The following is a 22,134-nucleotide window of genomic DNA, read 5'->3' as shown; positions in this document are numbered from 1 at the left end:
AAGGCGGGGCGCGGGGCTGCGTGCGCTTCGCGCCGCCCCCGGCGGCGCCAAAGCCCGCTCGCTATAATCGTCCGCACCATAGGCGCTGTGCGCATTTCGCGCGCTGACGGCGTCCTTGCACTCCCTTTCAGTCTCTCCCCCGACATCATGGATTCCTTCTACAAGCACCACGTTTTCTTCTGTCTGAATCAGCGCGAACCCGGCGCCGAGCGGCCGAGCTGCGCGAACTGCAATGCGCAGGCGATGCAGGAATACGCGAAGAAACGCGTGAAGAAACTCGGCCTCGCCGGTCCAGGCCAGGTGCGGATCAACAAGGCCGGCTGTCTCGATCGCTGCGAATTGGGCCCGGTGCTGGTCGTGTATCCGGAAGGCGTCTGGTACACCTATGTCGACGAAAGCGACATCGACGAGATCGTCGACTCGCATCTGGCGAACGGCAAGATCGTCGAGCGTCTGAAGATCGATCAGTAACCCGAACTACAAGCGATCAGCAGGCACATGTCATGAACGTCAACACGAAGAAATATCTGATCGATGGCCCGGTCGGCAAGATCGAGGTCGCGCTGGACCTGCCCGACGCGGTCCGCGACAACGGCGCCGCGCCGCGCGGCATTGCGCTCGTCGCGCATCCGCACCCGCTGTTCGGCGGCACGATGGACAACAAGGTCGCGCAGACCCTCGCGCGCACGCTGGTGCAACTGAACTACGTGACCTACCGGTCGAATTTCCGCGGCGTCGGCCAGACCGAGGGCGAACACGACGCCGGGATCGGCGAGCGCGACGATCTGCGCGCGGTGCTCGACCACATGCGCGCGGACCCGCAGTACGGCGCGCTGCCGCTGGTGCTGGCGGGGTTCTCGTTCGGCACCGTGGTGCTGTCGCACGTGGCCGCGCGGCTGCGCGAAGAAGGGCAGGAGATCGAGCGCATCGTGTTCGTCGGCACCGCGGCGAGCCGCTGGGACGTCGCGCCGGTGCCCGAGAGCACGCTGGTGATTCACGGCGAGGTCGACGAGACCGTGCCGATTCAATCCGTGTACGACTGGGCGCGGCCGCAGGAGCTGCCGGTCGTCGTGATCCCCGGCGCCGAACATTTCCTGCATCGCAAGCTGCACGTGCTCAAGCGGATCATCGTCGACGCGTGGCGGTGATTGGCCTTGTCGCGCGCGTTTCGCGGGGACAGGTACGCGAGAAACGCGTGTAAAACACTGTCCGGGGTGAGAAGCCGGCCTGGTGGCGCGCGTATAATGGGCGCTCTTTTTTTGGGCGCAGCGCCGCCCATCCGGCAGTTTCGCGCGCGGCGGAGTCGTTTCGCGGGCAGCGCAGCCGGCTGTGGCGCGCTGCGCTCGCGAACCGATCGCGTCGCCGGAAGTCCAACGGGCGCCGCGCCGTTTTACGGCCAGACACCCGCCGACCGGCTCCTCCCAACACTGCGCGCTGTCGCGCGACGTATTTTTCTGTACGAATCGATCCCTATGCGTTTCTCTCCCTCTGGCCGTACGTCCTTCCCGTCAGTCGCTTCCTTCGTTCCCGCCTCGCTTACCCGCGCCATCACCGTCGGTCTCGTGCTGCCCGCCTCGCTGGTCGCGAGCAGCGCGTTCGCGCAAGTGCCGCCGCCGGGCGTCAACGCCCGTTCGTGGGTACTGGTCGACGCCACCAGCAACCAGGTGCTCGCCTCGGCCAATGCGGACGAACGCGTCGAGCCGGCCTCGCTGACCAAGCTGATGACCGCGTATCTGGTGTTCGAGGCGCTCGACACGAAGAAGATCACGATGGACCAGTCGATCGAGCCGAGTCTCGCCGTGCGCCGCGTGCGCAACGACGAATCGCGCATGTTCATCGAGGCGCTCAAGCCGGTGACCGTGCATGACCTCGTGTACGGGATGATCGTGCAGTCGGGTAACGACGCGGCGATTGCGCTGGCGGAACTGGTCGGCGGCAGCGAAGCGCAGTTCGTCAACATGATGAACACCGAAGCGCAGAAGCTGGGCATGAAGAACACCCACTTCGCCGACGTGAACGGCATGCCCGATCCGCAGCACTACACGACCGCGGGCGACCTCGCGATTCTGTCGGCGCGCCTGATCCGCGATTATCCGGACTACTACAACATCTTCTCGGTCAAGGAATTCACGTACAACAAGATCAAGCAGCCGAACCGCAACCGCCTGCTGTGGATCGATCCGACCGTCGACGGCCTGAAGACCGGCCACACGCAAGCGGCCGGCTACTGCCTGATCGCGAGCGCGAAGCGGCCGTTGCCGGGCACGACCGACGCGTCGCGCCGTCTGGTGTCGGTGATGATGGGCGAGCCGAAAGAGCACGACCGCGTGCAGGACAGCCTGAAGATGCTGAACTACGGCTACACCGCGTACGACACCACGCGTCTGTACAAGGCCAACCAGGTGGTGGCTACGCCGCGTGTCTATAAGGGCTCGCAGGACAGCGTGCAGGTCGGCGTGAAGAGCGATCAGTACATCACGCTGCCGAAGGGCGCGGGCGACAAGGCCAAACCGCAGATCGAACTGAACGATCCGCTGATCGCGCCGCTCGCGAACGGCCAGCAGGTCGGCACCGCGAAGCTCGTCGCCGACGGCAAGGTGCTCGCGCAGTTCCCGGTGGTCGCGCTGCAGCCGGTGCCGCAGGCCGGCGTGGTCGGCCGCGTGTGGGATTCGCTGATGCTGATGTTCAACAAGAAAAAGTAAGGGCTGCCACGTAATGACCGCTGTCTCCGAAGTTGCGCTGGAACCGATCGTTTATCTGAACGGCGAATTGGTGCCGTTGTCCGAGGCGCGCGTGCCGGTGCTCGATCGCGGCTTCATCTTCGGCGACGGCATTTACGAGGTCGCGCCGCTGTATGCGCATGAGAGCGGCCGTCGCACCGCGTTTCGTCTGACCCAGCACCTCGCGCGGCTCGCGCGCTCGGTCGGCAAGATCGGCATCGCCAATCCGTTTGATGACGCCGGCTGGCGCGAGCTGATCGCGCGGGTGGTCGCGGCCAACGAAAGCGACGGCGGTCTGCGCGCCGATCAGGACGCGATCGCGTATATCCAGGTCACGCGCGGCGTTGCGAAGCGCGCTCACGCGTTTCCGGCCGACGCGAAGCCGACCGTGTTCGTGATGGTCACCGCGTTGAATCTGCCCGACGCCGCGCAGGGCGTGCGTTGCGTGAGCGCCGAGGATCGTCGCTGGCTCAATTGCGATATCAAGTCGGTGTCGCTGCTCGGCAACGTGCTGATGGCGCAGTACGCGGCCGAAAACGATGCGTTCGAAACGATCCAGTTTCGCGATGGCTGGTTGACCGAAGGGTCGTCGTCGAATGTGTGGATCGTCAAGGATGGCGTGGTCGCGGCGCCGCCGCGCAGCAACAGGATCCTCGAAGGGGTCCGCTACGGTCTGATCGAAGAGTTGAGCGCGCAGTGCGGGATCCGTTTGGAAGCGCGTGAAATCAGCGAGGCCGAAGTGCGCGCGGCCGATGAAATCATCGTCAGCTCGGCGACCAAGGAAGTGCTGCCGGTCACCCGGCTCGACGCCGCGCCGGTCGGCGCCGGCAAGCCGGGCGCGGTGTTTGCGGCGCTGTATGAAGCCTATCAGCGAGCCAAGGCCGCCGAGGCAGAAGAAGGAGTAGAGAATGAATCCCGAGAACGACTCACTGTTTGAATTCCCCTGCGATTTCCCGATCAAGATCATGGGCAAATCGCATCCCGAGTTTGCCGCGACGATCGTCGAAGTGGTGCGCCAGTTCGATAGCGAAGTGGACGCGTCGCGCGTCGAAACTCGGCCGTCGAGCAGCGGCACTTACACCGGTCTGACCATTCACGTCACGGCCACGAGCCGCGCGCATCTGGACGACATCTATCGCGCGCTGACCGGCCATCCGATGGTCAAGGTCGTGCTGTAACGCCAACGCGCGGCGCGCTTTTCAGATTGCTTCACCTCACGGCGCGACGCGCAATGCGTCCGCCGTCTGTCCTTGCGCTGCGGCGCGCGCGCACGCTTGCGGCCCTGCGGTGCAGGCCAGTTCGAACAGCTGGCGGAACCGTCCCACCTCGGCGAACAGCCAGTCGCGAAACGCCTTGACCCGCGCGGTCTCCAGCATCTGCGGCGGGCACACGAAATAGTATTGCCACGGGCTTGGCCCATCCACGTCGAACAGGCGCACCAGCCGGCCGGCCGCGATTTCGCGCATCGCCAGCGAGCGGCGCGTGAGCACGATCCCCTGGCCGTCGATGGCCGCCTGCAACAGATTCGACGAATCCTCGTACAGCACCCCGCGGTTCGGCTCCGGCCAGTCGGTGAGACCGGCCGCGTCGAACCACGGCCGCCACAGTTCGTCGCCGGAGCGCAGCAGCGGGACTTTGGCGAGATCGGCCGGAGTTTGCGGCAGCTTGCCGCCGTTGAAGTCCGGCGCGCAGGCCGGAAAGAAAATCTCTTCCAGCAGCAGCTCCGAATGCAGGCCCGGATATTTGCCGAAGCCGAAGCGGATCGCCGCGTCGACGTCGTCGCGCGCGAAGTCAGTCAGCGCATTGGTGGACAGCATCTCCAGGTCCCACTGCGGATGCGCCTCGATAAAGCTGCCGATGCGCGGCGTGACCCAGCGCGCCGCGAACGACGTCAGGATCGACACGACGAGGCGCCGCTCGCGGTCGCCGGCGCGGATCGCGCGGGTCGCGTCGACCAGCTCCATCAGCGCGCCGCGCACCTGGGTTGCATAGCGCCGGCCGGTTTCGGTCAGGCGCACCCGCTTGCCATCGCGGGCGAACAGCGACACGCCGAGTTCGGCTTCGAGCGCTCGGATCTGGTGGCTGACCGCGCCGTGGGTGACGAACAGTTCGTCGGCGGCGCGCGAGAAGCTTTCGTGGCGGGCGGCGGCTTCGAATGCCTTGAGCGCGTTCAAGGCGGGGAGTTGACGCAAGTCCATCGCAATATTTCTCACATAGACGTGAAAATTGATCGTTTTGCCCAAGCCCTTGCTGCACCTACGATTCTAGCCATCAGACGATTTTTGGCGAGGGCATCATGCGAGAAATTTCCTCTAGCATTGCTTATGAAGTCGGTACCGGCGAGACGCTGCCGCTGAAGGTCGCGCGCAGCACCAAACTGACCGTGCGCGGCGGTACGGTCTGGCTCACGCGCAGCGACGACATCCACGACTACTGGTTGCAACCGGGCAATACCGTGCATCTGCGGCGCGGCGAGCGGCTGTGGCTGAGCGCCGAGGGCGAGCATTTCGCCAAGGTCACGTTTTCCGTGCCGACCCGCTACGACGAGCGCGCGCTCAACTGGCTCGCACGGCTCGGCGAGCGCTGGATGCTGCGCGTGCGCGGCGGCTGGCGCACGGTCTGAGAGGCGGCGCGGCGCCGGCGGACCCCGGCGCGGATGCCCGGATTTCGGTAAACTCCGGGCATCATGTGCGCCACCCCGGTTTCCCCGTCTCCGTCCCCCTCTCCCGCCGTCGAGCCGCCCACGCTGCGCTGGCTCGGCCGCGAGCCGTACGAAGCCAGTTTTGACGCGATGCGCGCGTTCACCGAAGCGCGCAACGCCGACACCCGCGACGAAATCTGGTTGGTCGAACATCCTCCGGTTTTCACGCTCGGCCAAGCCGGCGATCCGGCCCACCTGCTGGCCGCCGACAGCGCCATTCCGCTCGTCAAGGTCGACCGCGGCGGGCAGATCACGTACCACGGACCGGGCCAGGTGGTCGCCTATCTGCTGCTCGACCTGCGCCGCCGCAAGCTGATGGTGCGCGAGCTGGTCACGCGGATCGAGCAGGCCGTGATCGGCACCCTCGCGGCGTATAATCTCGCCGGAGAACGCAAGGCGGGCGCCCCTGGCATTTACGTGGCGCCCGGGCCCGATGCCGGGCCGCATGCCGGCGCCAAGATCGCGGCGCTCGGTCTGAAAATCCGCAACGGCTGCAGCTATCACGGCGTGAGTCTGAACGTGAACATGGACTTGCGGCCGTTCCTCGCGATCAACCCATGCGGCTACGCGGGGCTCGAAACGGTCGATATGGCGACGCTCGGCGTCGCCGCCGGCTGGGACGACGTGGCCCGGACCTTTGCAGCACGCCTCACCGCAAACCTCGACGGCAATCCCGCGGCCGTCGCCCAACCGCAGGCCGGTGCGCTCACCGCCTGACTGGATCGAACGAATGACTGACGTAACCGCGACTCCCGCAGCAGCTACCCCCGCACCCGAAGGCGCGCCGGCCCCCGCCGCCTACGACGCCACCGCGAAGCAGAAAGCGCAAGCCAAGACCGCGCGCATCCCGATCAAGGTCGTGCCGATCGAAAAGCTGAAGAAGCCGGACTGGATCCGCGTAAAGGCGGCCACCGGCAATTCGCGCTTCTACGAAATCAAGCAGATCCTGCGCGAACACAATCTTCATACGGTTTGCGAAGAGGCGAGCTGCCCGAACATCGGCGAATGCTTCGGCAAGGGCACCGCGACGTTCATGATCATGGGCGACAAGTGCACGCGCCGCTGCCCGTTCTGCGACGTCGGCCACGGCCGTCCCGATCCGCTCGACGCGGACGAACCGGCCAACCTCGCGCGCACCATCGCCGCGCTGAAGCTGAAGTACGTGGTGATCACCAGCGTCGATCGTGACGATCTGCGCGACGGCGGCGCTGCGCACTTTGTCGAATGTATCCGGCAGACGCGCGAACTGTCGCCGTCCACCCGCATCGAAATTCTCACGCCGGACTTCCGCGGCCGGCTCGACCGCGCGCTCGGCATCCTGAACGCCGCGCCGCCCGACGTGATGAACCACAATCTCGAAACGGTGCCGCGTCTGTACAAGGAAGCGCGCCCGGGTTCGGACTACGCGCATTCGCTGAAGCTGCTGAAGGACTTCAAGGCGCTGCATCCGCACGTCGCGACCAAATCCGGCCTGATGGTCGGCCTCGGCGAGACCGAGGAGGAAATCCTCCAGGTGATGCGCGATCTGCGCGAGCACGACGTCGACATGCTGACGATCGGCCAGTATCTGCAGCCGTCGGAGCACCATCTGCCGGTGCGCGCGTACGTGCATCCGGACACCTTCAAGATGTACGAGGAAGAGGCGTACAAGATGGGCTTCACGCACGCGGCCGTCGGCGCGATGGTGCGTTCGAGCTATCACGCCGACCTGCAGGCGCATGGCGCCGGGGTGGTTTGAGGTAACGCCTCGGTATTTGAAGTAACAGCAAAAGCCCGCTTCGTGAGCGGGCTTTTTCTTTGGCCGCTGTTCGACAAAGGAACGACAGGTGACAACAGAGATCGCTCGCGGACCGTCCGCACGCTGGCCTTACCCGCGGCTCGTCGCGCATCGCTGCGGCGGCACGCTCGCGCCGGAAAACACGCTGGCCGGTTTCGACGCGTGTGTGCGCTACGGCTACCGGATGGTCGAATTCGACGCGAAGCTGTCGGCCGATAACGCGCTGTTCCTGTTGCACGACGACACGCTCGAGCGCACCACCAACGGCCACGGCGCGGCCGCCGACCACACGTGGCAGCAACTCGCCGCGCTCGATGCCGGCGCATGGCGCGGCGCGCAGTTCGCCGGCACGCGGCTGCCGACGCTCGCCGAAGCCGCGCAGCGCTGCGCGCGCGACGGCATCGTCGCGAACATCGAGATCAAGCCGTGTCCGGGCCGCGACACGATCACCGGCACGCTGGTTGCGAGCGGCGCGCTAACGTTGTGGGCGGGGCAAACGCCGCCGCTGCTGTCGTCGTTTTCATTCGACGCGCTGGCCGCCGCGCGCGACGCCGCGCCGTCGCTGCCGCGCGGGATGTTGTTCGAGGAAGTGCCGGCTCACTGGCTGAGCATCGTGCGCGAACTCGACTGCGTGTCGCTGCATGCGAGCCATCGTTATCTGAGCGAGCCGCTGGTCGCGCAGATCCGCGCGGCCGGGCTGCGCGTGCTCGCCTATACGGTCAACGATCCGGCGCGCGCGCAAACGCTCACGCAATGGGGCGTCGACATGATCTGCACGGACCGCATCGACCTGCTGGTCTGAAGCCGTCGACCTGAATCGCAGGCCCCTTGGAAAACCCTTGCGGGTTTTCCCGTAAATTCATGCGCGAGGAATTCCGGATTCCCCGACAGCGCTCGTCCGGATTTCCAGAATCCCGGACGACCCGCACCCTGCGCGGCGAAAAAGACCATAAAAATCAAGCATCTAAGCGGGGTGCTTAACTGGCATCGAGCTTGCAAATTAAAAGTCCGTGGCCGCCGCGGCCCGACAATTAAAGCAAGGAGACAACGATGTCCGATTTCCCTTCCCGGTATTTCTGAATTCGTCGTCTCGGTCGCCCCGATGCAGTGCGCCCGCGCGACGTTCCGTTCGCGCGCCGCGTATCGCGGTGGGTCAATGAGTTCATCCCCTAGCAGGAACCATCGTGAAGAAACCTTTCTATAAAGTGCTGTACGTCCAGGTGATCGTGGCGATCATCATCGGCATCGTACTTGGGCATTTCTCCCCGAACCTCGCCATCGACATGAAGCCGCTCGGCGACGGCTTCATCAAGCTGATCAAGATGGTGATCGGGCCGATCATCTTCTGCACGGTGGTCACCGGTATCGCCGGCATGGAGGACATGAAGAAGGTCGGGCGCGTCGGCGGCAAGGCGCTGCTGTACTTCGAAGTCGTCTCGACCTTCGCGCTGGTGCTCGGCCTGTTCGCGACCCACCTGCTGCGTCCGGGCGCCGGCTTCAACGTCGATCCGGCCTCGCTCGACAGCCGCGCGGTCGCGTCGTACGCGGCCAAGGCGCACGGCCAGAGCACGGTCGACTTCTTCATGCACATCATCCCGGACACGATCTCGTCGGCGTTCGCGCAGGGCGAAATCCTGCAGATCCTGCTGATCGCGCTGCTGTTCGGCTCGGTGCTCGCGACCGCCGGTGAGAAGGGCAAGGTCGTGACGAACTTCATCGAAGGGATTTCGCACGTGCTGTTCGGGATGGTGCGGATCATCACGAAGCTCGCGCCGATCGGCGCGTTCGGCGCGATGGCCTTCACGATCGGCAAATACGGCGTCGGCTCGCTGCTGCCGATGCTCAAGCTGATCGGCACGTTCTATCTGACCTCGATCGTGTTCGTGGTGGTCGTGCTCGGCGCGATCGCGAAGGTGGTGGGCTTCAACATCCTGCGCTTCATCGCGTACATCAAGGAAGAGATGCTGATCGTGCTCGGCACGAGCTCGTCCGAAGCCGCGCTGCCGCAGCTGATGCAGAAGCTCGAAAAGCTCGGCTGCTCGCGCTCGGTGGTGGGTCTGGTGGTGCCGACCGGTTACTCGTTCAATCTCGACGGCACCAACATCTACATGACGATGGCCGTGCTGTTCATCGCCCAGGCGACCAACACCGACCTCACGTGGGGCCAGCAGCTGACGCTGCTCGCGGTGACGATGCTGACCTCGAAGGGCGCGAGCGGCGTGACCGGCGCGGGCTTCATCACGCTGGCCGCGACGCTGGCGGTGGTGCCGACGATTCCGCTGTCGGGCATGGTGCTGATCCTCGGTATCGACCGCTTCATGAGCGAGTGCCGCGCGCTGACCAACATCGTCGGCAACGGCGTTGCGACGGTTGTCGTGTCGGCCTGGGAGAAGGAGCTCGATCGCAGCAAGCTCAAAGCGGTGCTGAGCGGCGACGCGACGGTCAAAGAGCCGGCCGGCGTATAAGCGCCGCCCTTGGCTGAGTTCTGTCGTCATGTGTGCGCACGCCCGCGATGAAACCGGCGTCCGCACGCGCTTCTGAAGTGGCCGCGCCGGCGCAGGCGGAGCAGGCTGGCGGCGCAAGCCGCCGCCGGCCCGGAGCCGACGCGTATCGCCGCGCCGCGGACGATGCGCTGCCTCCTTATGCCACAATGTCCGATCCCCATCGATTGGACTTTGCCAACGTGACGCGCCGTCTGCTGATCCTGTTCGCGCTCGCAGCCGGGCTCGCGACGGCATGCTGGCTCACCTACAGCGTGACGTGGCGCAGCGGCATCGACACCTTGCGGCGCAACGCGGCCGTGCGCGCCGAACGCACCGCGAGCGCGCTCAAAAGCACGCTCGAGCGCTACGAATCCCTCCCTTATCTACTCGGCGAGCATCCGATCGTGCAGGACGTGCTGGTCGATCCCAGTGCGGCCAACGTCGAACGCGCGAATCTCCATCTCGAAGACCTGAACCGCCATGCGCGCGCGACCGTCAGCTACGTGATCGCGACCGACGGCTATTGCGTCGCCGCCAGCAACTGGCGCGGACCGGGCAGCTTCGTCGGGGCCGGCTATCAGTTCCGGCCGTATTTCCTCGATGCGATGGACGGCGGCGTCGGCCGCTTTTTCGGCATCGGCACGATTTCGCAGGCGCCCGGCTACTACATCTCGCAACCGATCCGGCGCGACGGCAAGATCATCGGCGTCGCGGTCGTCAAGCTCGATCTCGAATGGTTTCAGACCGCTGACGCGTCCGAGCCGCTGGTCGTCACCGACGATCACGGCGTGATCTTTCTGTCGTCGGTGCCGGCGTGGAAGTACCACACGATCCGGCCGCTGACCGGCCAGATCGCCGATTCGATCTATCAGGCGCGCCAGTATGCGCAGCAGCCGATCGAGCCGCTGCCGGTGACGATCGAGCGGATGCTCGAAGGCAACGCGCAGATTCTGCGCATCGGCGGCGGCCGTTCCGCGCCGCGCTACCTCGCGTCGCGGCGCGGAATGGGCGAGCCGGACTGGCATCTGATCACGATGTCGCCGGTCGATCCGGTCGATGCCGACGCGCGCAAGGCGACCATCGTGACCGGCTTCGGCTATGTGTCGCTGGTGCTGCTCGCGTTCTACTGGCGGATGCGCCGCGCGCGCGTGCGCGAGGTGATGCGCAGCCGCGCGCTGCTGCAGAAGGCTTACGCGGAATTGAACCAGCGCGTCGCCGAGCGCACCGCGGATCTGTCCGAGGCGAACGAGCAGTTGCACAAGGAGGTCGCCGAGCGCACCCGCGCCGAACAGGAACTGCGCGCAGCGCACGACGAGCTGATCCAGGCGAGCAAGCTCGCCGCGCTCGGCCAGATGGCGGCCGGCATCACGCATGAATTGAATCAGCCGCTCGCGGCGCTGCGCAGCTTCTCCGACAACACCCGGGTGCTGCTCGAACGCGGCGATCAGGCGTCGGCGCGCGAGAATCTCGAAGCGATCGCGGCGCTGACCGAGCGGATGGGCAAGATCACCAATCAGTTGAAGCTGTTCGTCGGCCGGGCCCGGCCGCGCGGCGCGCGCGCGCCGATCGTGCGGGCGCTGCGCAACGTCGTCGGGCTGTTGCAGAAGCGACTACAAGGCGTCGAGCTTGAATTCGTGCTGCTGCAGGCTGCCGACGGCGACTGCGCGAACAGCATCCGCACGCCTTTGAGCCTCGCCGACGATCACCCCGAACTGGTCGCGCATTGCGACGATCTGCGGCTCGAACAGGTGTTGATCAATCTGCTCGGCAACGCGCTCGACGCGACCGCCGGCATGAGCCCGCCGCGCATCACGGTCGAGGTCGAGGCCGCGCAAGCGTATCTCGCGATCACGGTCGGCGACAACGGCCCGGGCATCGCCGACGACGTGCTGCCGCGCCTGTTCGAGCCGTTCTTCACGACCAAGGAGATGGGTCAGGGGCTCGGCTTGGGTCTAGCGATTTCGTCGTCGATCGCGCGCGATTGCGGCGGCTCGCTGGTCGCGCGCAACGCGCCGCGGGGCGGTGCATTATTCGTGTTGACGCTGCGCCGCGCGCGCGTGCAGACGAACCCCTCGCCGGACTCGCTGACCGCGGGCTCCTGAACCGATCCGACCCGACCCGACCCGGAACAAGCAATGACCGATGGCCTGCAGGTGCTGTATATCGAAGACGACGAACTGGTGCGGCGCGCGAGCGTGCAGAGCCTGCAGCTGGCGGGCTTCGACGTGATCGGCCATGCGTCGGTCGAGGCGGCCGCGAAGCTGATCAGCGCGGATTTTTCCGGCGTGATCGTCAGCGACATCCGGTTGCCCGGCGCGAGCGGTCTTGATCTGCTCGCGCAGTGCCATGAACGCGCGCCCGACGTGCCGGTGATCCTGGTCACCGGTCACGGCGACATCTCGATGGCGGTGCAGGCGATGCGCGACGGCGCGTACGACTTCATCGAAAAGCCGTTCGCATCCGAGCGGCTGATCGAAACCGTGCGGCGCGCGCTGGAGCGCCGCAAGCTGCTGCTCGAAAACCTCGCGCTGCGCCGCGAGCTTGCCGAACAGAATGCGCTCGCGCCGCGCATCATCGGCCGCAGTCCGGCGATCGAGCAGGTGCGACGGCTGATCGCGAACGTCGCGCCGACCGATGCGTCGGTGCTGATCAACGGCGACACCGGCGCCGGCAAGGAACTGATCGCGCGCAGTCTGCACGAGCTGTCGCCGCGCCGCGACAAGCCGTTTATCGCGGTGAACTGCGGCGCGCTGCCCGAGCCGATGTTCGAATCCGAGATGTTCGGCTACGAGCCGGGCGCATTCACCGGCGCCGCGAAACGGCGGATCGGCAAACTCGAACACGCGTCGGGCGGCACGTTGTTTCTCGATGAAATCGAAAGCATGCCGCTGGCGTTGCAGGTCAAGCTGCTGCGCGTGCTGCAGGACGGCGTGCTGGAGCGGCTCGGCTCGAATCAGCCGATTCGCGTCAATTGCCGGGTGGTCGCGGCAGCCAAGGGCGATATGGCCGAGCATGTCGCGGACGGCTCGTTCCGGCGCGACCTGCTGTACCGGCTCAACGTGGTGACGATCGCGTTGCCGCCGCTCGGCGAGCGCCGCGAAGACATCGTGCCGCTGTTCGAGCATTTCCTGCTCGATGCGGCGGTGCGCTACCAGCGGCCGGCGCCGATCCTCACCGATCGCCAGCGCGCGAGCCTGATGCAGCGCGACTGGCCGGGCAACGTGCGGGAGCTGCGCAACGCCGCCGACCGCTTCGTGCTCGGCATCGCCGACGAACCGGCGCTGTCGTTCGATACCGACGACACCGCGGCGCCGCAGCCGTTGAAGGAGCGGGTCGAACAGTTCGAACGGGCGATGATCGCCGAGGCTCTCGAGCAGGCGGGCGGCGCGGTGGCGGTCGCGGCGGACCGGCTGCAACTCGGCAAGGCGACGCTGTATGAGAAGATCAAGCGATATGGCCTGGCGGCCAAAGGGGAAGGGGAGCGGTGAGGGGCGAGGGCGCCGGCGGCGGGAAATCTTGTGCCGGCGTGGCCGTAGCGGCTCGAGCTGGCGGGGCCGTGAAGCCCCGCTTGGTCCTGAATCAGGTCGAAGTCGCTTTCAGCGCCTTGGCGAGCAACTGGTCGAGTTCCGCGAACTGCGGCTCGCCCACATAGCGCTTCAGGATTTTGCCGTCCTTGTCGACGACGAAGGTGGTCGGCGTGAGCTGCACGTTGCCGAACTGCTTGGCGGCCGAACCGTCGTCCATCGCGACCTTGAACGGCAGCTGACGCGTTTCGGTGTAGTTGGTCACGTACATCGGCGCGTCGTAGTTCATTGCGACCGCGACGAATTCCAGACCCTGGCCCTTGTAGCGGTTATAGGTCTCGACCATCTGCGGCATTTCCTTCATGCAGGTATCGCAGCTGGTCGCCCAGAAATTGATCAGATAGACCTTGCCCTTCAGGTCGGCAGTGGTGAGTTTCTGGCCCGACAGCAGCGTGAAGGTCGCATCGGGCACGCGCTGCTGGCCGGCGAACGCGAAGTAACCGGCGACGGCGATCGCAACCGCGACGACGGCCGCGATCAGGTAGCGAAGCGGGCTCGTGCGCTTGCCGGCGGTGGACGGATTGGAACTCATGGACGGAACCTCGGGAGTCGCGCGCAGCGCGTAACGATGGGTCGGGCGGGCCTTGGGCCGGTGCTGAAGAGCTTGGCTATTGTAGCTCCATTAGCGGTGATTGCGCCGGCAGCGGCGGGGCGGCGGGAGCCGGCCAGGCGGCGGATCAGCGGATAATGGCGCTTTCCGCTTTATCAGCCCGATTTCCCGTTCCCATGTTCCGAACTGCTCGCTGCATCCGCCGTTTCCTTGCCCGCACTTCGTTCCGTTCCTTCCCGTTCGATCGCTCGCCGACCCATCGCGCCGGCGCTCCCGTGGCTCAGTTGCGCGCCGCGCTCCGCACCGCCGCTGCGACGCTGCTGCTCGGCGTCGCGCTGTCAGCCTGTACGCCGACCTTCGACTGGCGCACCGTGATGAACAACGACGACGGCTACACGGTCGACTTCCCGGCCAAGCCGGGCCACGACCAGCGCGCGGTGCAGATCGACGGCACGCCGATGCAGATGGCGATGCAGACCGCCGAAGCCGGCCACGCGGTGTTCGCGGTCGGCACGGTGATGCTGCCCGACGACAACCCGGCGAGCCAGCGCGCCGCGCTCGAATTCCTGCGCGCGGGCCTCGCGCGCAACGTCGGTGCGGCGCCCGACGCGCACGAGGTGCAGATCCCGCTCGCCGCCGGCGGCAAGACGCCGGGCCTCGAAATGAAGGTCAGCGGCGCTGCCGGCGCGCAACACGAGCGGCGCATCGTCTACGCGCGGCTGGTCGCGCATGGACGGCACGTTTATCAGGCAGCGATCATCGCCGCCGAACCGCTGCCGCAGGACCAGGTGGACCAGTTTTTTTCGTCGTTCCAGCTGTATTGACCAGGTATTTTTGGCCGATCGCGGGCGCGTCAGAGTGCCGCGCGCAGTGAAAGTTCCTTCCTGGGTTTACGCGCTAATTCCCGGTTTACGTTGAAGTTTTCCACTTTGGCGCGATTCCTGTGGATAACTTTGTTGAGAACTTCGCTTGATTTGCCTCAAATGCCCGTACGGCGGGCCTTCCATCAACGATGCACGGCTGCGGCGCATTCTGAAAAGGTCAATCAAATCAACGCCTTGTGGATGTGCCTCCGAAACCGCCATCCAGTTGTTTCAAAAACTGTCAGGATCGCGAACTTGTGTATAAGTCAAGTCTTGACAGTAGATTTTTCTTTTCATAACGAGCCAAAAGCGCGCCGGTACTGAATCGCTTCGGCGATCTGCGCGGCGCTCGGCATCGCGGTGCCGGCGAGGTCCGCAATGGTGCGGGCGACCTTCAGCACCCGGTAATAAGCGCGCGCCGACCAGCCGAAGCGCTCGCCCGCTTCACGCAGCAGCGCTTCGCCGGCCGCATCGGGACGGCACGCTTCGTCCACCTCCCGCCCGTTCAGTTCTCGATTGGTTTTGCCCTGCCGGGCCAGTTGGCGAGCGCGCGCGACGCTCACACGCGCCGCGATCGTCGCGCTCGCTTCGCCCGCGCTGGCGGCGCGCGCGCTCAGCTCGGCGGGCGTCAGCGCCGGAATTTCGAGCTGAATATCGATGCGGTCGAGCAGCGGCCCGGACAGTTTGCGCAGATAACGCGTCGCCAGCTCCGGTGTGCAGCGACAGCGGCCGCCCGGGTCGCCGCGCCAGCCGCACGGGCACGGATTCATCGCGGCAATCAGCTGGCACGCGGCCGGAAAGTCCGTTTGTTGCGCGGCCCGCGAGATCGTGATGCGGCCGGCTTCGAGCGGCTCGCGCAGCGTTTCGAGCACGACCCGGTCGAACTCCGGCAATTCGTCCAGAAACAGCACGCCCAGATGCGCGAGCGTGATCTCGCCGGGCTGCGGCGGATTGCGTCCGCCGACCAGCGCGGCCGCGCTCGACGAGTGATGCGGCGCGCGAAACGGCCGCTGACGCCACTGCGACGGCTTGAACCCGAGGCGGCTCGCGGACAGCAGCGCGGCGGAGTCCAACGCTTCGTCGTCGGTCATCGGCGGCAGCAGGCTGGGCAGGCGCGCCGCGAGCATCGACTTGCCGGCGCCGGGCGGGCCGATCAGCAACACGTGATGACCGCCGGCCGCGGCGACTTCGAGCGCGCGCCGCCCCGCGCGTTGGCCGATCACGTCCGCCATGTCGGGCACCGGCGCCGCGCCGTGCGCGTCGAGCACGGGCGCCGCGACCGGGCGCAGGCCAGCGTCCGGCGCGCCGGCCAGATGAGCGCAGAGCGACGGGAGATCGGCGGCGCCGTAGACATCGACGCCCGGCACCAGCGCCGCTTCGGCCGCGCTTGCCGCTGGCAGGTAGAGCTGTGGGGCGGGAGCGGGGGCATTACGGGAAGTTTCCGCCGCTGCGGCGTTACGCGCAGCCGGCAGCGCGGCTAACGCATCGGTGGAACACGGCTGCTCGGCGTCACTATCCCCGGCCGCGGCGCCACGCGCAGTGCCGCATGCCATCGCGAACGCGCCGCGCATCGGCCGCAGCGCGCCGGTCAGCGACAACTCGCCGGCAAACTCGCGGCGCAATAGCGACTCGGCCGGAATCTGCCCGCTCGCGGCGAGGATGCCAAGCGCGATCGGCAGATCGAAGCGGCCCGATTCTTTGGGGAGATCGGCGGGAGCGAGGTTGACGGTGATGCGTCGCACCGGAAAGTCGAAGCCGCAGTTCTGCAGCGCCGCGCGCACGCGCTCGCGGCTTTCGCGTACTTCCAGATCGGGCAGGCCGACTATCGAAAAGGACGGTAGTCCGTTGGCGAGGTGAACCTCGACGGTGACTTCGGGCGCCCGGCCAGCGGCCGGCGCGCGACTGCGCACCACGGCAAGCGACATGTTTTCTCCCGTCGGACGGTGCGCTCGTGGCGAGCGCGAAGCCCCTGAAACGCTGATGACGTCACGGCTCGCTTGCCGGTGAGGTGCGGCGCTGCGCAGCGTGAACGCTGCGGGCGGCGGGTTACGGCGTCTGGGTGAGCGGCAGCTTCTGTTCGAGTTCGGCGACGCGGCGCTCGAGTTCTTCGAGGCGCGCGCGCGTGCGCACCAGCACCTGGGTCTGCGTATCGAATTCCTCGCGCGTGACCAGATCGAGCTTCGAGAAGCCTTGCGACAGCATCGCCTTGACGTTGCGCTCGACGTCTTTGGCCGGCGAATTCTTGAACAGATCGCTGACGCGAGCCTGGAAGTCGTTAAAAACGTCGTTCGGTTGTTTCATGGTATTCCCCTTAGTGCACAAAAAATGTGCATGTTTCGTTACGTCTGTGCCCCGTCGCGGCGAATGGGCCTTCGTGGTGCGTTGGAGCGTGGGCGCCGCGACTGTGTGGGCGCGTTTGGTGCGCGACGGGGCGCCGGAAGTGTTCGAACACTCTAGCAACGATCCCCGCGCGGCGCCACCCGCGCACCGCGTCGCTGGCCGTTCGGACAAGGCCGTCCGGGCGCTTCTCGACAGTCGGGCGGACCGCAGTCTGACACAACATGGCATAGGAGTTGCTGTTACTGCCCCGCGCGCACTGCCGGAGCATGTTTTGCCGGTAGCGCAACAGCCCGGCCAACCGGGACGCAAGGGGATCAGCACCACATTAGCGAGGGATTTCATGAAGCTCATTACCGCAATCATCAAGCCGTTCAAGCTCGATGAAGCGCGCGAAGCCTTGTCGGCGATCGGCGTGTCGGGCATCACGGTTACCGAAGTGAAAGGCTTCGGGCGCCAGAAGGGGCACACCGAGTTGTATCGGGGCGCCGAATACGTCGTCGATTTTCTGCCGAAGGTAAAGATCGAGGCGGCCGTCGCGGACGACATCGTCGATCAGGCGATCGAGGCGCTGGAGCGCGCCGCGCGCACCGGCAAGATCGGCGACGGCAAGATTTTCGTCACGCCGATCGAGCAGGTGATCCGCATCCGCACTGGCGAGACCGGCGCGGATGCGCTGTAAGCCCTAACCCTCGCGACACGGATAAGCGACATAGATAGCGATAAGAGGAAAACCAAGATGCGCAAACTTTTGATGTCCCTGCTGATGGCCGGCTCGCTGCTCGCGGGCGGTGTCGGCGCCGCCCTCGCGGACGACGCGTCCGCGCCCGCCGCCGCCTCGGCACCCGACACGAGCGCCAGCGCGCCCGCCCCGGATGCGTCGGCCGCGGTCGCCGCGCCGGCTGCTTCCGCGCCGGCCGCCGACGCTTCCGCCGCCGCGGCGGCAAGCGCACCGGCGGGCGCCTCGGACGCCGCCCCCGCCACCCCGACCGCGCCGTTCTCGGTCGACTCGTCGAAGATCAATTCCGGCGATACCGCGTGGATGCTGACCTCCACCGCGCTCGTGCTGTTCATGACGATTCCGGGCCTCGCGCTGTTCTACGGCGGCATGGTCCGCAAGAAGAACGTGCTGGCGACGCTGATGCAAAGCTTCGCGATCACCTGCGTCGTGACCATCATCTGGACCGTGATCGGCTACAGCCTCGCGTTCACGCCGGGCAGCCCGTTCATCGGCGGCTTCTCGCGGGTGTTCATGGCGGGGATGAACTACATCAAGGGCGACAAGGGCGTCACACTGACTGTCAGCCACCTCGCGCCGACGATTCCTGAAACCGTCTACTTCGTCTATCAGATGACCTTCGCGATCATCACGCCGGCGCTGATCACCGGTGCGTTCGCCGACCGGATGAAGTTCTCGGCGATGCTGGTGTTCATGTCGCTGTGGTCGATCATCGTCTATGCGCCGATCGCGCACATGGTGTGGGAGCCGAGCGGCTGGCTGGCTAGCGCGGGCATCCTCGACTTCGCGGGCGGCACGGTGGTGCACATCAACGCCGGTATCGCCGGTCTGGTCTGCTGTCTGGTGCTCGGCAAGCGGATCGGCTACGGCCGCGAAGCGATGGCGCCGCACAACCTGACGCTCACGCTGATCGGTGCGTCGATGCTGTGGGTCGGCTGGTTCGGCTTCAACGCGGGTTCGGCGGTGGCGGCAGACGGTCGTGCCGGCTTCGCGATGTTCGCGACCCAGGTGGCGACCGCCGCGGCGGCGCTCGGCTGGATGTTCGCCGAATGGGCGACCAAGGGTAAGCCGTCGGTGCTCGGCATCGTGTCCGGTGCGGTGGCAGGTCTGGTCGCGGTGACGCCGGCTTCGGGCTTCGTCGGTACGCTCGGCGCGCTGGTGATCGGCGTGGTCGCCGGGGTGGTGTGCTTCTGGGCGGCCACCTGGCTCAAGCACAAGTTCGGCTACGACGACTCGCTCGACGCGTTCGGCGTGCACGGCATCGGCGGCATCATCGGCGCGCTGCTGACCGGCGTGTTCGCGGTCAAGGACATCGGCGGCGCGGACGGCAGCGTGCTGCTGCAGGCCAAGGGCGTGGTGACGACGCTGATCTACAGCGGCGTGGTCAGCTTCGTGCTGCTGAAGGTCATCGACATGGTGATGGGTATCCGCGTGACTCAGGAAGAAGAGCGCGAAGGTCTCGACGTCAGCCTGCATGGCGAGCGCGTCGAATAACGGAAACCAAGGAAGTCACGGAAGTCACGGAATCGACACTCGAAGATTCGACCGGTTAGGTTAAGCGCAGCGATTTGCCCGCCTTCATGGCGGGCTTTTTTCTTGCTGATCCGGATGGAAACGGCAGTTTTCCCCGCCTATCATCGTGATAGGGAAAAGCATTTCGAGTCTGCTTGCGTACGGAGAAACCGTCCCCAAATGGGCAAAGCATTTGCTCTACAATCTTTTTTCTCCAGTCTGCGAGTGATCAATGGTTCCGCACCTAGTTACGGCGTTAAACGGCCCGCTGCTCGATCTCGAGCGGAAGATCCTCGACGCCACGCCCGCTATCGAACGTTGGTTCCGGCTCGAATGGCAGGAGCACACGCCGCCGTTCTATTGTTCGGTCGATCTGCGTAACGCGGGCTTCAAGCTCGCGCCGGTCGACACCAATCTGTTTCCCGGCGCTTTCAATAATCTGCCGCAGGAAGTGCTGCCGCTCGCGGTGCAGGCCGCGATGGCATCGATCGAAAAGATCTGCCCGGATGCGAAGAATCTGCTGGTGATTCCGGAGCGGCACACGCGCAACGCGTTCTACCTCGAAAACGTCGCCCGGCTCGCGTCGATCATGCGCCAGGCGGGTCTGAACGTGCGCTTCGGCACGCTCGACGAATCGATCAACGGTCCGGTCACGATCGCGTTGTCCGACGGCCAGAAGCTTGTGCTCGAACCGCTCGAGCGTTCGCAGCGGCGCCTTGGTCTGAAGAATTTCGATCCGTGCTCGATCCTGCTGAACAACGATCTCTCGGGCGGCATTCCGCCGGTGCTCGAAAATCTCCACGAGCAGTATCTGCTGCCGCCGCTGCATGCCGGCTGGGCGGTGCGGCGTAAATCGACCCATTTCTCGTGCTATGACGATGTCGCGAAGAAGTTCGCGAAGATGGTCGAGATCGATCCGTGGATGATCAATCCGTACTTCGCGCACGTCGAAGGCGTGGACTTCCAGGAGCGCACCGGCGAGGAAGCGCTGTCCGACGCGATCGACGGCGTGCTCAAGAAGATCGCCCGCAAGTACCGCGAGTACGGGATCTCCGAGAAGCCGTACGTGGTGATCAAGTCGGACGCCGGCACCTACGGGATGGGCGTGATGACCGTGCACGACGCGTCGGAAGTGGCCGCGCTGACCAAGCGCGAACGCGCGCGCATGGCGGCCACCAAGGACGGTCTCGAAGTGCACGACGTGATCGTGCAGGAAGGCGTGTACACGTTCGAGCGGGTCGGCGAGGAAGTGGCCGAACCGGTCGTCTACATGATCGACCGCTATGTGGTGGGCGGTTTCTACCGCGTGCACGGCAGCCGCGAGCGCGACCAGAACCTGAACGCGCCGGGCATGCACTTCGTGCCGCTCGGCTTCGAGCACACCGCGCTACCCGATGCGCACGCGAAGCCCGGCGCGGCGCCGCCGAACCGCTTCTACATGTACGGCGTGGTCGCGCGGCTCGGGCTGCTGGCCGCGTCGGTCGAACTCGAAAAGACCGATCCCGAAGCGATCCAGGTCTAAGCCACCCCGCGCGCGGGCCGGCGGCGAGCGTGCCGCCGGCGCTGTCCGCGCCGACTCATTGACGAATAATGCCAAGCCCAGCAGGGCGCACCGGGACTTTCATGGACATTCTTTTCATCGCCGATCCGCTCAGCCAGTTCAAGATCTACAAGGATTCGACCTATTCGATGATGGCCGAAGCGGCGCGGCGCGGGCACACGGTGTACACGTGCGAGCCGAAGCAGCTCGCGTGGACCGGCGGCGACGTCGAGGCGAACGTGCAGCGTATCGATATCACCGGCGACACCACCGATCTGCATCGCGAGGTGTGGTATGCACCCGATCCGTTCGCGCCGCGTTCGCTGAAGAGCTTCGGCGCGGTGTTGATGCGCAAGGACCCGCCGTTCGATATGGAGTACGTGACGTCGACGTGGCTGCTGGAGCTGGCCGAACGCAGCGGCGCGCGCATCTTCAACAAGCCACAGGCGATTCGCGACCATTCCGAAAAGCTCGCGATCGGCGAGTTCGCGCAGTTCGTCGCGCCGACGCTGGTCACCCGCGACCCGGCGCGTCTGCGCGCGTTCCACGAGCAGCATGGGGACGTGATCCTGAAGCCGCTCGACGGGATGGGCGGGATGGGCGTGTTCCGCGTGAAGGCGGACGGCATGAACCTCGGCGCGATCATCGAAATGCTGAGCCATGACGGCGCGCGTTCGGTGATGGCGCAGAAATTCATCCCCGACATCAAGGACGGCGACAAGCGTATTTTGCTGATCGGCGGCGAGCCGGTGCCGTATTCGCTCGCGCGGATTCCTCAGGGCAATGAGGTGCGCGGCAATCTCGCGGCCGGTGGCCTCGGGGTCGCGCGTCCGCTCAGCGACCAGGATCGGCGGATCGCCGATACGCTCGCGCCGGTGCTCGCGGCGCGCGGCTTGCTGCTGGTCGGACTCGATGCGATCGGCGACTGGCTCACCGAAGTCAACGTGACAAGCCCGACCTGCTTCCGCGAAATCATGGATCAGACCGGCTTCGACGTCGCCGCGATGTTCATCGACGCGCTGGAGCGCGCGGCCGCCTGACCAGCCGGCAGGCGCGGCGCGGCCGGCTTGAAGGCGCGGCCGCGCCCCCCATTTACGAAGCAGATCCGCTGCGGGCAGCCGACGGGATTCGGCGCGAAAATGAGCCTGATACAATGCCCGCTCGCCCGCGCGAGGCGTCGTCCGGCAGCTTTAGCGTTTGCCCCCGGCGACACTGGCGCGGCTCGCGGACCAGCAACGGGCAACGCGAGCGCCCGCGCCGACAGGCGCGCCGAACCGCTCGCTCCCCGATGTGTTGCCGCCCTCGCAAGCCACGGCCGCTGCGGGGCG

Annotated in this window: 21 protein-coding genes; 17 read left to right on the top strand and 4 right to left on the bottom strand. The window is 66.0% G+C overall.

What is annotated here, in order from left to right:
• The first annotated feature begins 147 nt into the window (after nucleotides 1-147).
• The 5 genes from LJ656_RS05965 (at nucleotide 148) to LJ656_RS05945 (ending at nucleotide 3,898) form a co-directional block, all read left to right on the top strand.
• Nucleotides 148-471 (top strand): (2Fe-2S) ferredoxin domain-containing protein, encoded by a 324-nt coding sequence (locus LJ656_RS05965; RefSeq protein ID WP_230508331.1) that lies wholly within the window; start codon nucleotides 148-150, stop codon nucleotides 469-471.
• Nucleotides 472-503: 32 nt separating this feature from the next.
• Nucleotides 504-1,148 (top strand): alpha/beta hydrolase, encoded by a 645-nt coding sequence (locus LJ656_RS05960; protein ID WP_230508330.1) that lies wholly within the window; start codon nucleotides 504-506, stop codon nucleotides 1,146-1,148.
• A gap of 324 nt (nucleotides 1,149-1,472) precedes the next feature.
• Nucleotides 1,473-2,702, top strand: a complete 1,230-nt coding sequence (locus LJ656_RS05955; RefSeq protein WP_230508329.1) for a D-alanyl-D-alanine carboxypeptidase family protein — start codon at nucleotides 1,473-1,475, stop codon at nucleotides 2,700-2,702.
• A 13-nt stretch (nucleotides 2,703-2,715) separates the two neighbouring features.
• Nucleotides 2,716-3,657 carry a D-amino acid aminotransferase gene (locus tag LJ656_RS05950; RefSeq protein ID WP_230508328.1) on the top strand — a complete coding sequence of 314 codons (942 nt, stop codon included), beginning with the start codon at nucleotides 2,716-2,718 and terminating at the stop codon, nucleotides 3,655-3,657.
• Nucleotides 3,629-3,898: a DUF493 family protein gene (locus LJ656_RS05945; protein ID WP_075295101.1), complete on the top strand. Its 270-nt coding sequence runs from the start codon at nucleotides 3,629-3,631 to the stop codon at nucleotides 3,896-3,898. The genes LJ656_RS05950 and LJ656_RS05945 overlap by 29 nt, the downstream gene beginning before the upstream one ends.
• 36 nt (nucleotides 3,899-3,934) lie before the next feature.
• On the opposite strand, the gene LJ656_RS05940 is transcribed toward LJ656_RS05945, so the two are convergent.
• On the bottom strand, nucleotides 3,935-4,918 hold the full coding sequence (locus LJ656_RS05940; protein WP_230508327.1) for a transcriptional regulator GcvA: 984 nt from the start codon (nucleotides 4,916-4,918) through the stop codon (nucleotides 3,935-3,937).
• 98 nt (nucleotides 4,919-5,016) lie between these two features.
• On the opposite strand from LJ656_RS05940, the gene LJ656_RS05935 reads away from it, so the two are divergent.
• The 7 genes from LJ656_RS05935 (at nucleotide 5,017) to LJ656_RS05905 (ending at nucleotide 13,169) form a co-directional block, all read left to right on the top strand.
• Nucleotides 5,017-5,343 carry a DUF2917 domain-containing protein gene (locus LJ656_RS05935; RefSeq protein ID WP_230508326.1) on the top strand — a complete coding sequence of 109 codons (327 nt, stop codon included), beginning with the start codon at nucleotides 5,017-5,019 and terminating at the stop codon, nucleotides 5,341-5,343.
• A gap of 63 nt (nucleotides 5,344-5,406) precedes the next feature.
• The gene (lipB, locus tag LJ656_RS05930; RefSeq protein ID WP_230508325.1) at nucleotides 5,407-6,138 is read left to right on the top strand and encodes a lipoyl(octanoyl) transferase LipB; all 732 of its coding nucleotides are present in this window, start codon (nucleotides 5,407-5,409) and stop codon (nucleotides 6,136-6,138) included.
• A gap of 13 nt (nucleotides 6,139-6,151) precedes the next feature.
• Complete coding sequence (lipA, locus tag LJ656_RS05925) at nucleotides 6,152-7,159, top strand: lipoyl synthase (protein WP_230508324.1); 1,008 nt, start codon at nucleotides 6,152-6,154, stop codon at nucleotides 7,157-7,159.
• Between the two features lie 88 nt (nucleotides 7,160-7,247).
• Nucleotides 7,248-8,000 carry a glycerophosphodiester phosphodiesterase gene (gene ugpQ / locus LJ656_RS05920; protein ID WP_230508323.1) on the top strand — a complete coding sequence of 251 codons (753 nt, stop codon included), beginning with the start codon at nucleotides 7,248-7,250 and terminating at the stop codon, nucleotides 7,998-8,000.
• 382 nt (nucleotides 8,001-8,382) lie between these two features.
• Nucleotides 8,383-9,663, top strand: coding sequence for a dicarboxylate/amino acid:cation symporter (locus tag LJ656_RS05915; protein WP_230508322.1), 1,281 nt, complete (start codon nucleotides 8,383-8,385; stop codon nucleotides 9,661-9,663).
• A gap of 185 nt (nucleotides 9,664-9,848) precedes the next feature.
• Nucleotides 9,849-11,783, top strand: a complete 1,935-nt coding sequence (locus LJ656_RS05910) for a sensor histidine kinase (RefSeq protein WP_425605904.1) — start codon at nucleotides 9,849-9,851, stop codon at nucleotides 11,781-11,783.
• A 33-nt stretch (nucleotides 11,784-11,816) separates the two neighbouring features.
• Complete coding sequence (locus tag LJ656_RS05905; RefSeq protein ID WP_075295135.1) at nucleotides 11,817-13,169, top strand: sigma-54-dependent transcriptional regulator; 1,353 nt, start codon at nucleotides 11,817-11,819, stop codon at nucleotides 13,167-13,169.
• A 91-nt stretch (nucleotides 13,170-13,260) separates the two neighbouring features.
• Here the strand turns inward: LJ656_RS05905 and LJ656_RS05900 are convergent, their stop codons facing one another.
• A complete protein-coding gene (locus LJ656_RS05900) occupies nucleotides 13,261-13,797 on the bottom strand; it encodes a TlpA disulfide reductase family protein (protein WP_230508320.1) in 537 nt (178 codons plus the stop codon).
• 194 nt (nucleotides 13,798-13,991) lie between these two features.
• Here LJ656_RS05900 and LJ656_RS05895 point away from each other — a divergent pair, with 194 nt between their 5' ends.
• Nucleotides 13,992-14,639, top strand: coding sequence for a hypothetical protein (locus LJ656_RS05895; protein ID WP_425605903.1), 648 nt, complete (start codon nucleotides 13,992-13,994; stop codon nucleotides 14,637-14,639).
• Nucleotides 14,640-14,971: 332 nt separating this feature from the next.
• On the opposite strand, the gene LJ656_RS05890 is transcribed toward LJ656_RS05895, so the two are convergent.
• Together LJ656_RS05890 and LJ656_RS05885 are read right to left on the bottom strand one after the other, a co-directional pair.
• Nucleotides 14,972-16,603: a YifB family Mg chelatase-like AAA ATPase gene (locus LJ656_RS05890; protein WP_230508318.1), complete on the bottom strand. Its 1,632-nt coding sequence runs from the start codon at nucleotides 16,601-16,603 to the stop codon at nucleotides 14,972-14,974.
• A 121-nt stretch (nucleotides 16,604-16,724) separates the two neighbouring features.
• Nucleotides 16,725-16,979 carry an accessory factor UbiK family protein gene (locus LJ656_RS05885; protein WP_026228952.1) on the bottom strand — a complete coding sequence of 85 codons (255 nt, stop codon included), beginning with the start codon at nucleotides 16,977-16,979 and terminating at the stop codon, nucleotides 16,725-16,727.
• A 379-nt stretch (nucleotides 16,980-17,358) separates the two neighbouring features.
• Between LJ656_RS05885 and LJ656_RS05880 the strand changes: the two genes are divergently transcribed.
• From LJ656_RS05880 to gshB, 4 genes are all read left to right on the top strand, one after another.
• The gene (locus LJ656_RS05880; RefSeq protein WP_230508317.1) at nucleotides 17,359-17,697 is read left to right on the top strand and encodes a P-II family nitrogen regulator; all 339 of its coding nucleotides are present in this window, start codon (nucleotides 17,359-17,361) and stop codon (nucleotides 17,695-17,697) included.
• A 57-nt stretch (nucleotides 17,698-17,754) separates the two neighbouring features.
• A complete protein-coding gene (locus LJ656_RS05875) occupies nucleotides 17,755-19,248 on the top strand; it encodes an ammonium transporter (RefSeq protein WP_230508316.1) in 1,494 nt (497 codons plus the stop codon).
• A 250-nt stretch (nucleotides 19,249-19,498) separates the two neighbouring features.
• Nucleotides 19,499-20,788 (top strand): glutamate--cysteine ligase, encoded by a 1,290-nt coding sequence (gene gshA / locus LJ656_RS05870; protein WP_075295143.1) that lies wholly within the window; start codon nucleotides 19,499-19,501, stop codon nucleotides 20,786-20,788.
• Nucleotides 20,789-20,889: 101 nt separating this feature from the next.
• Nucleotides 20,890-21,846: a glutathione synthase gene (gene gshB, locus LJ656_RS05865; protein WP_230508315.1), complete on the top strand. Its 957-nt coding sequence runs from the start codon at nucleotides 20,890-20,892 to the stop codon at nucleotides 21,844-21,846.
• The last annotated feature ends 288 nt before the right edge of the window (nucleotides 21,847-22,134 follow it).

It is taken from the genome of Paraburkholderia sejongensis (assembly GCF_020880815.1).
GTDB lineage: Bacteria > Pseudomonadota > Gammaproteobacteria > Burkholderiales > Burkholderiaceae > Paraburkholderia > Paraburkholderia sejongensis.
The sequence above is the reverse complement of the archived record's forward strand: the minus strand, read 5'-3'. Positions and strand labels throughout refer to the sequence as shown.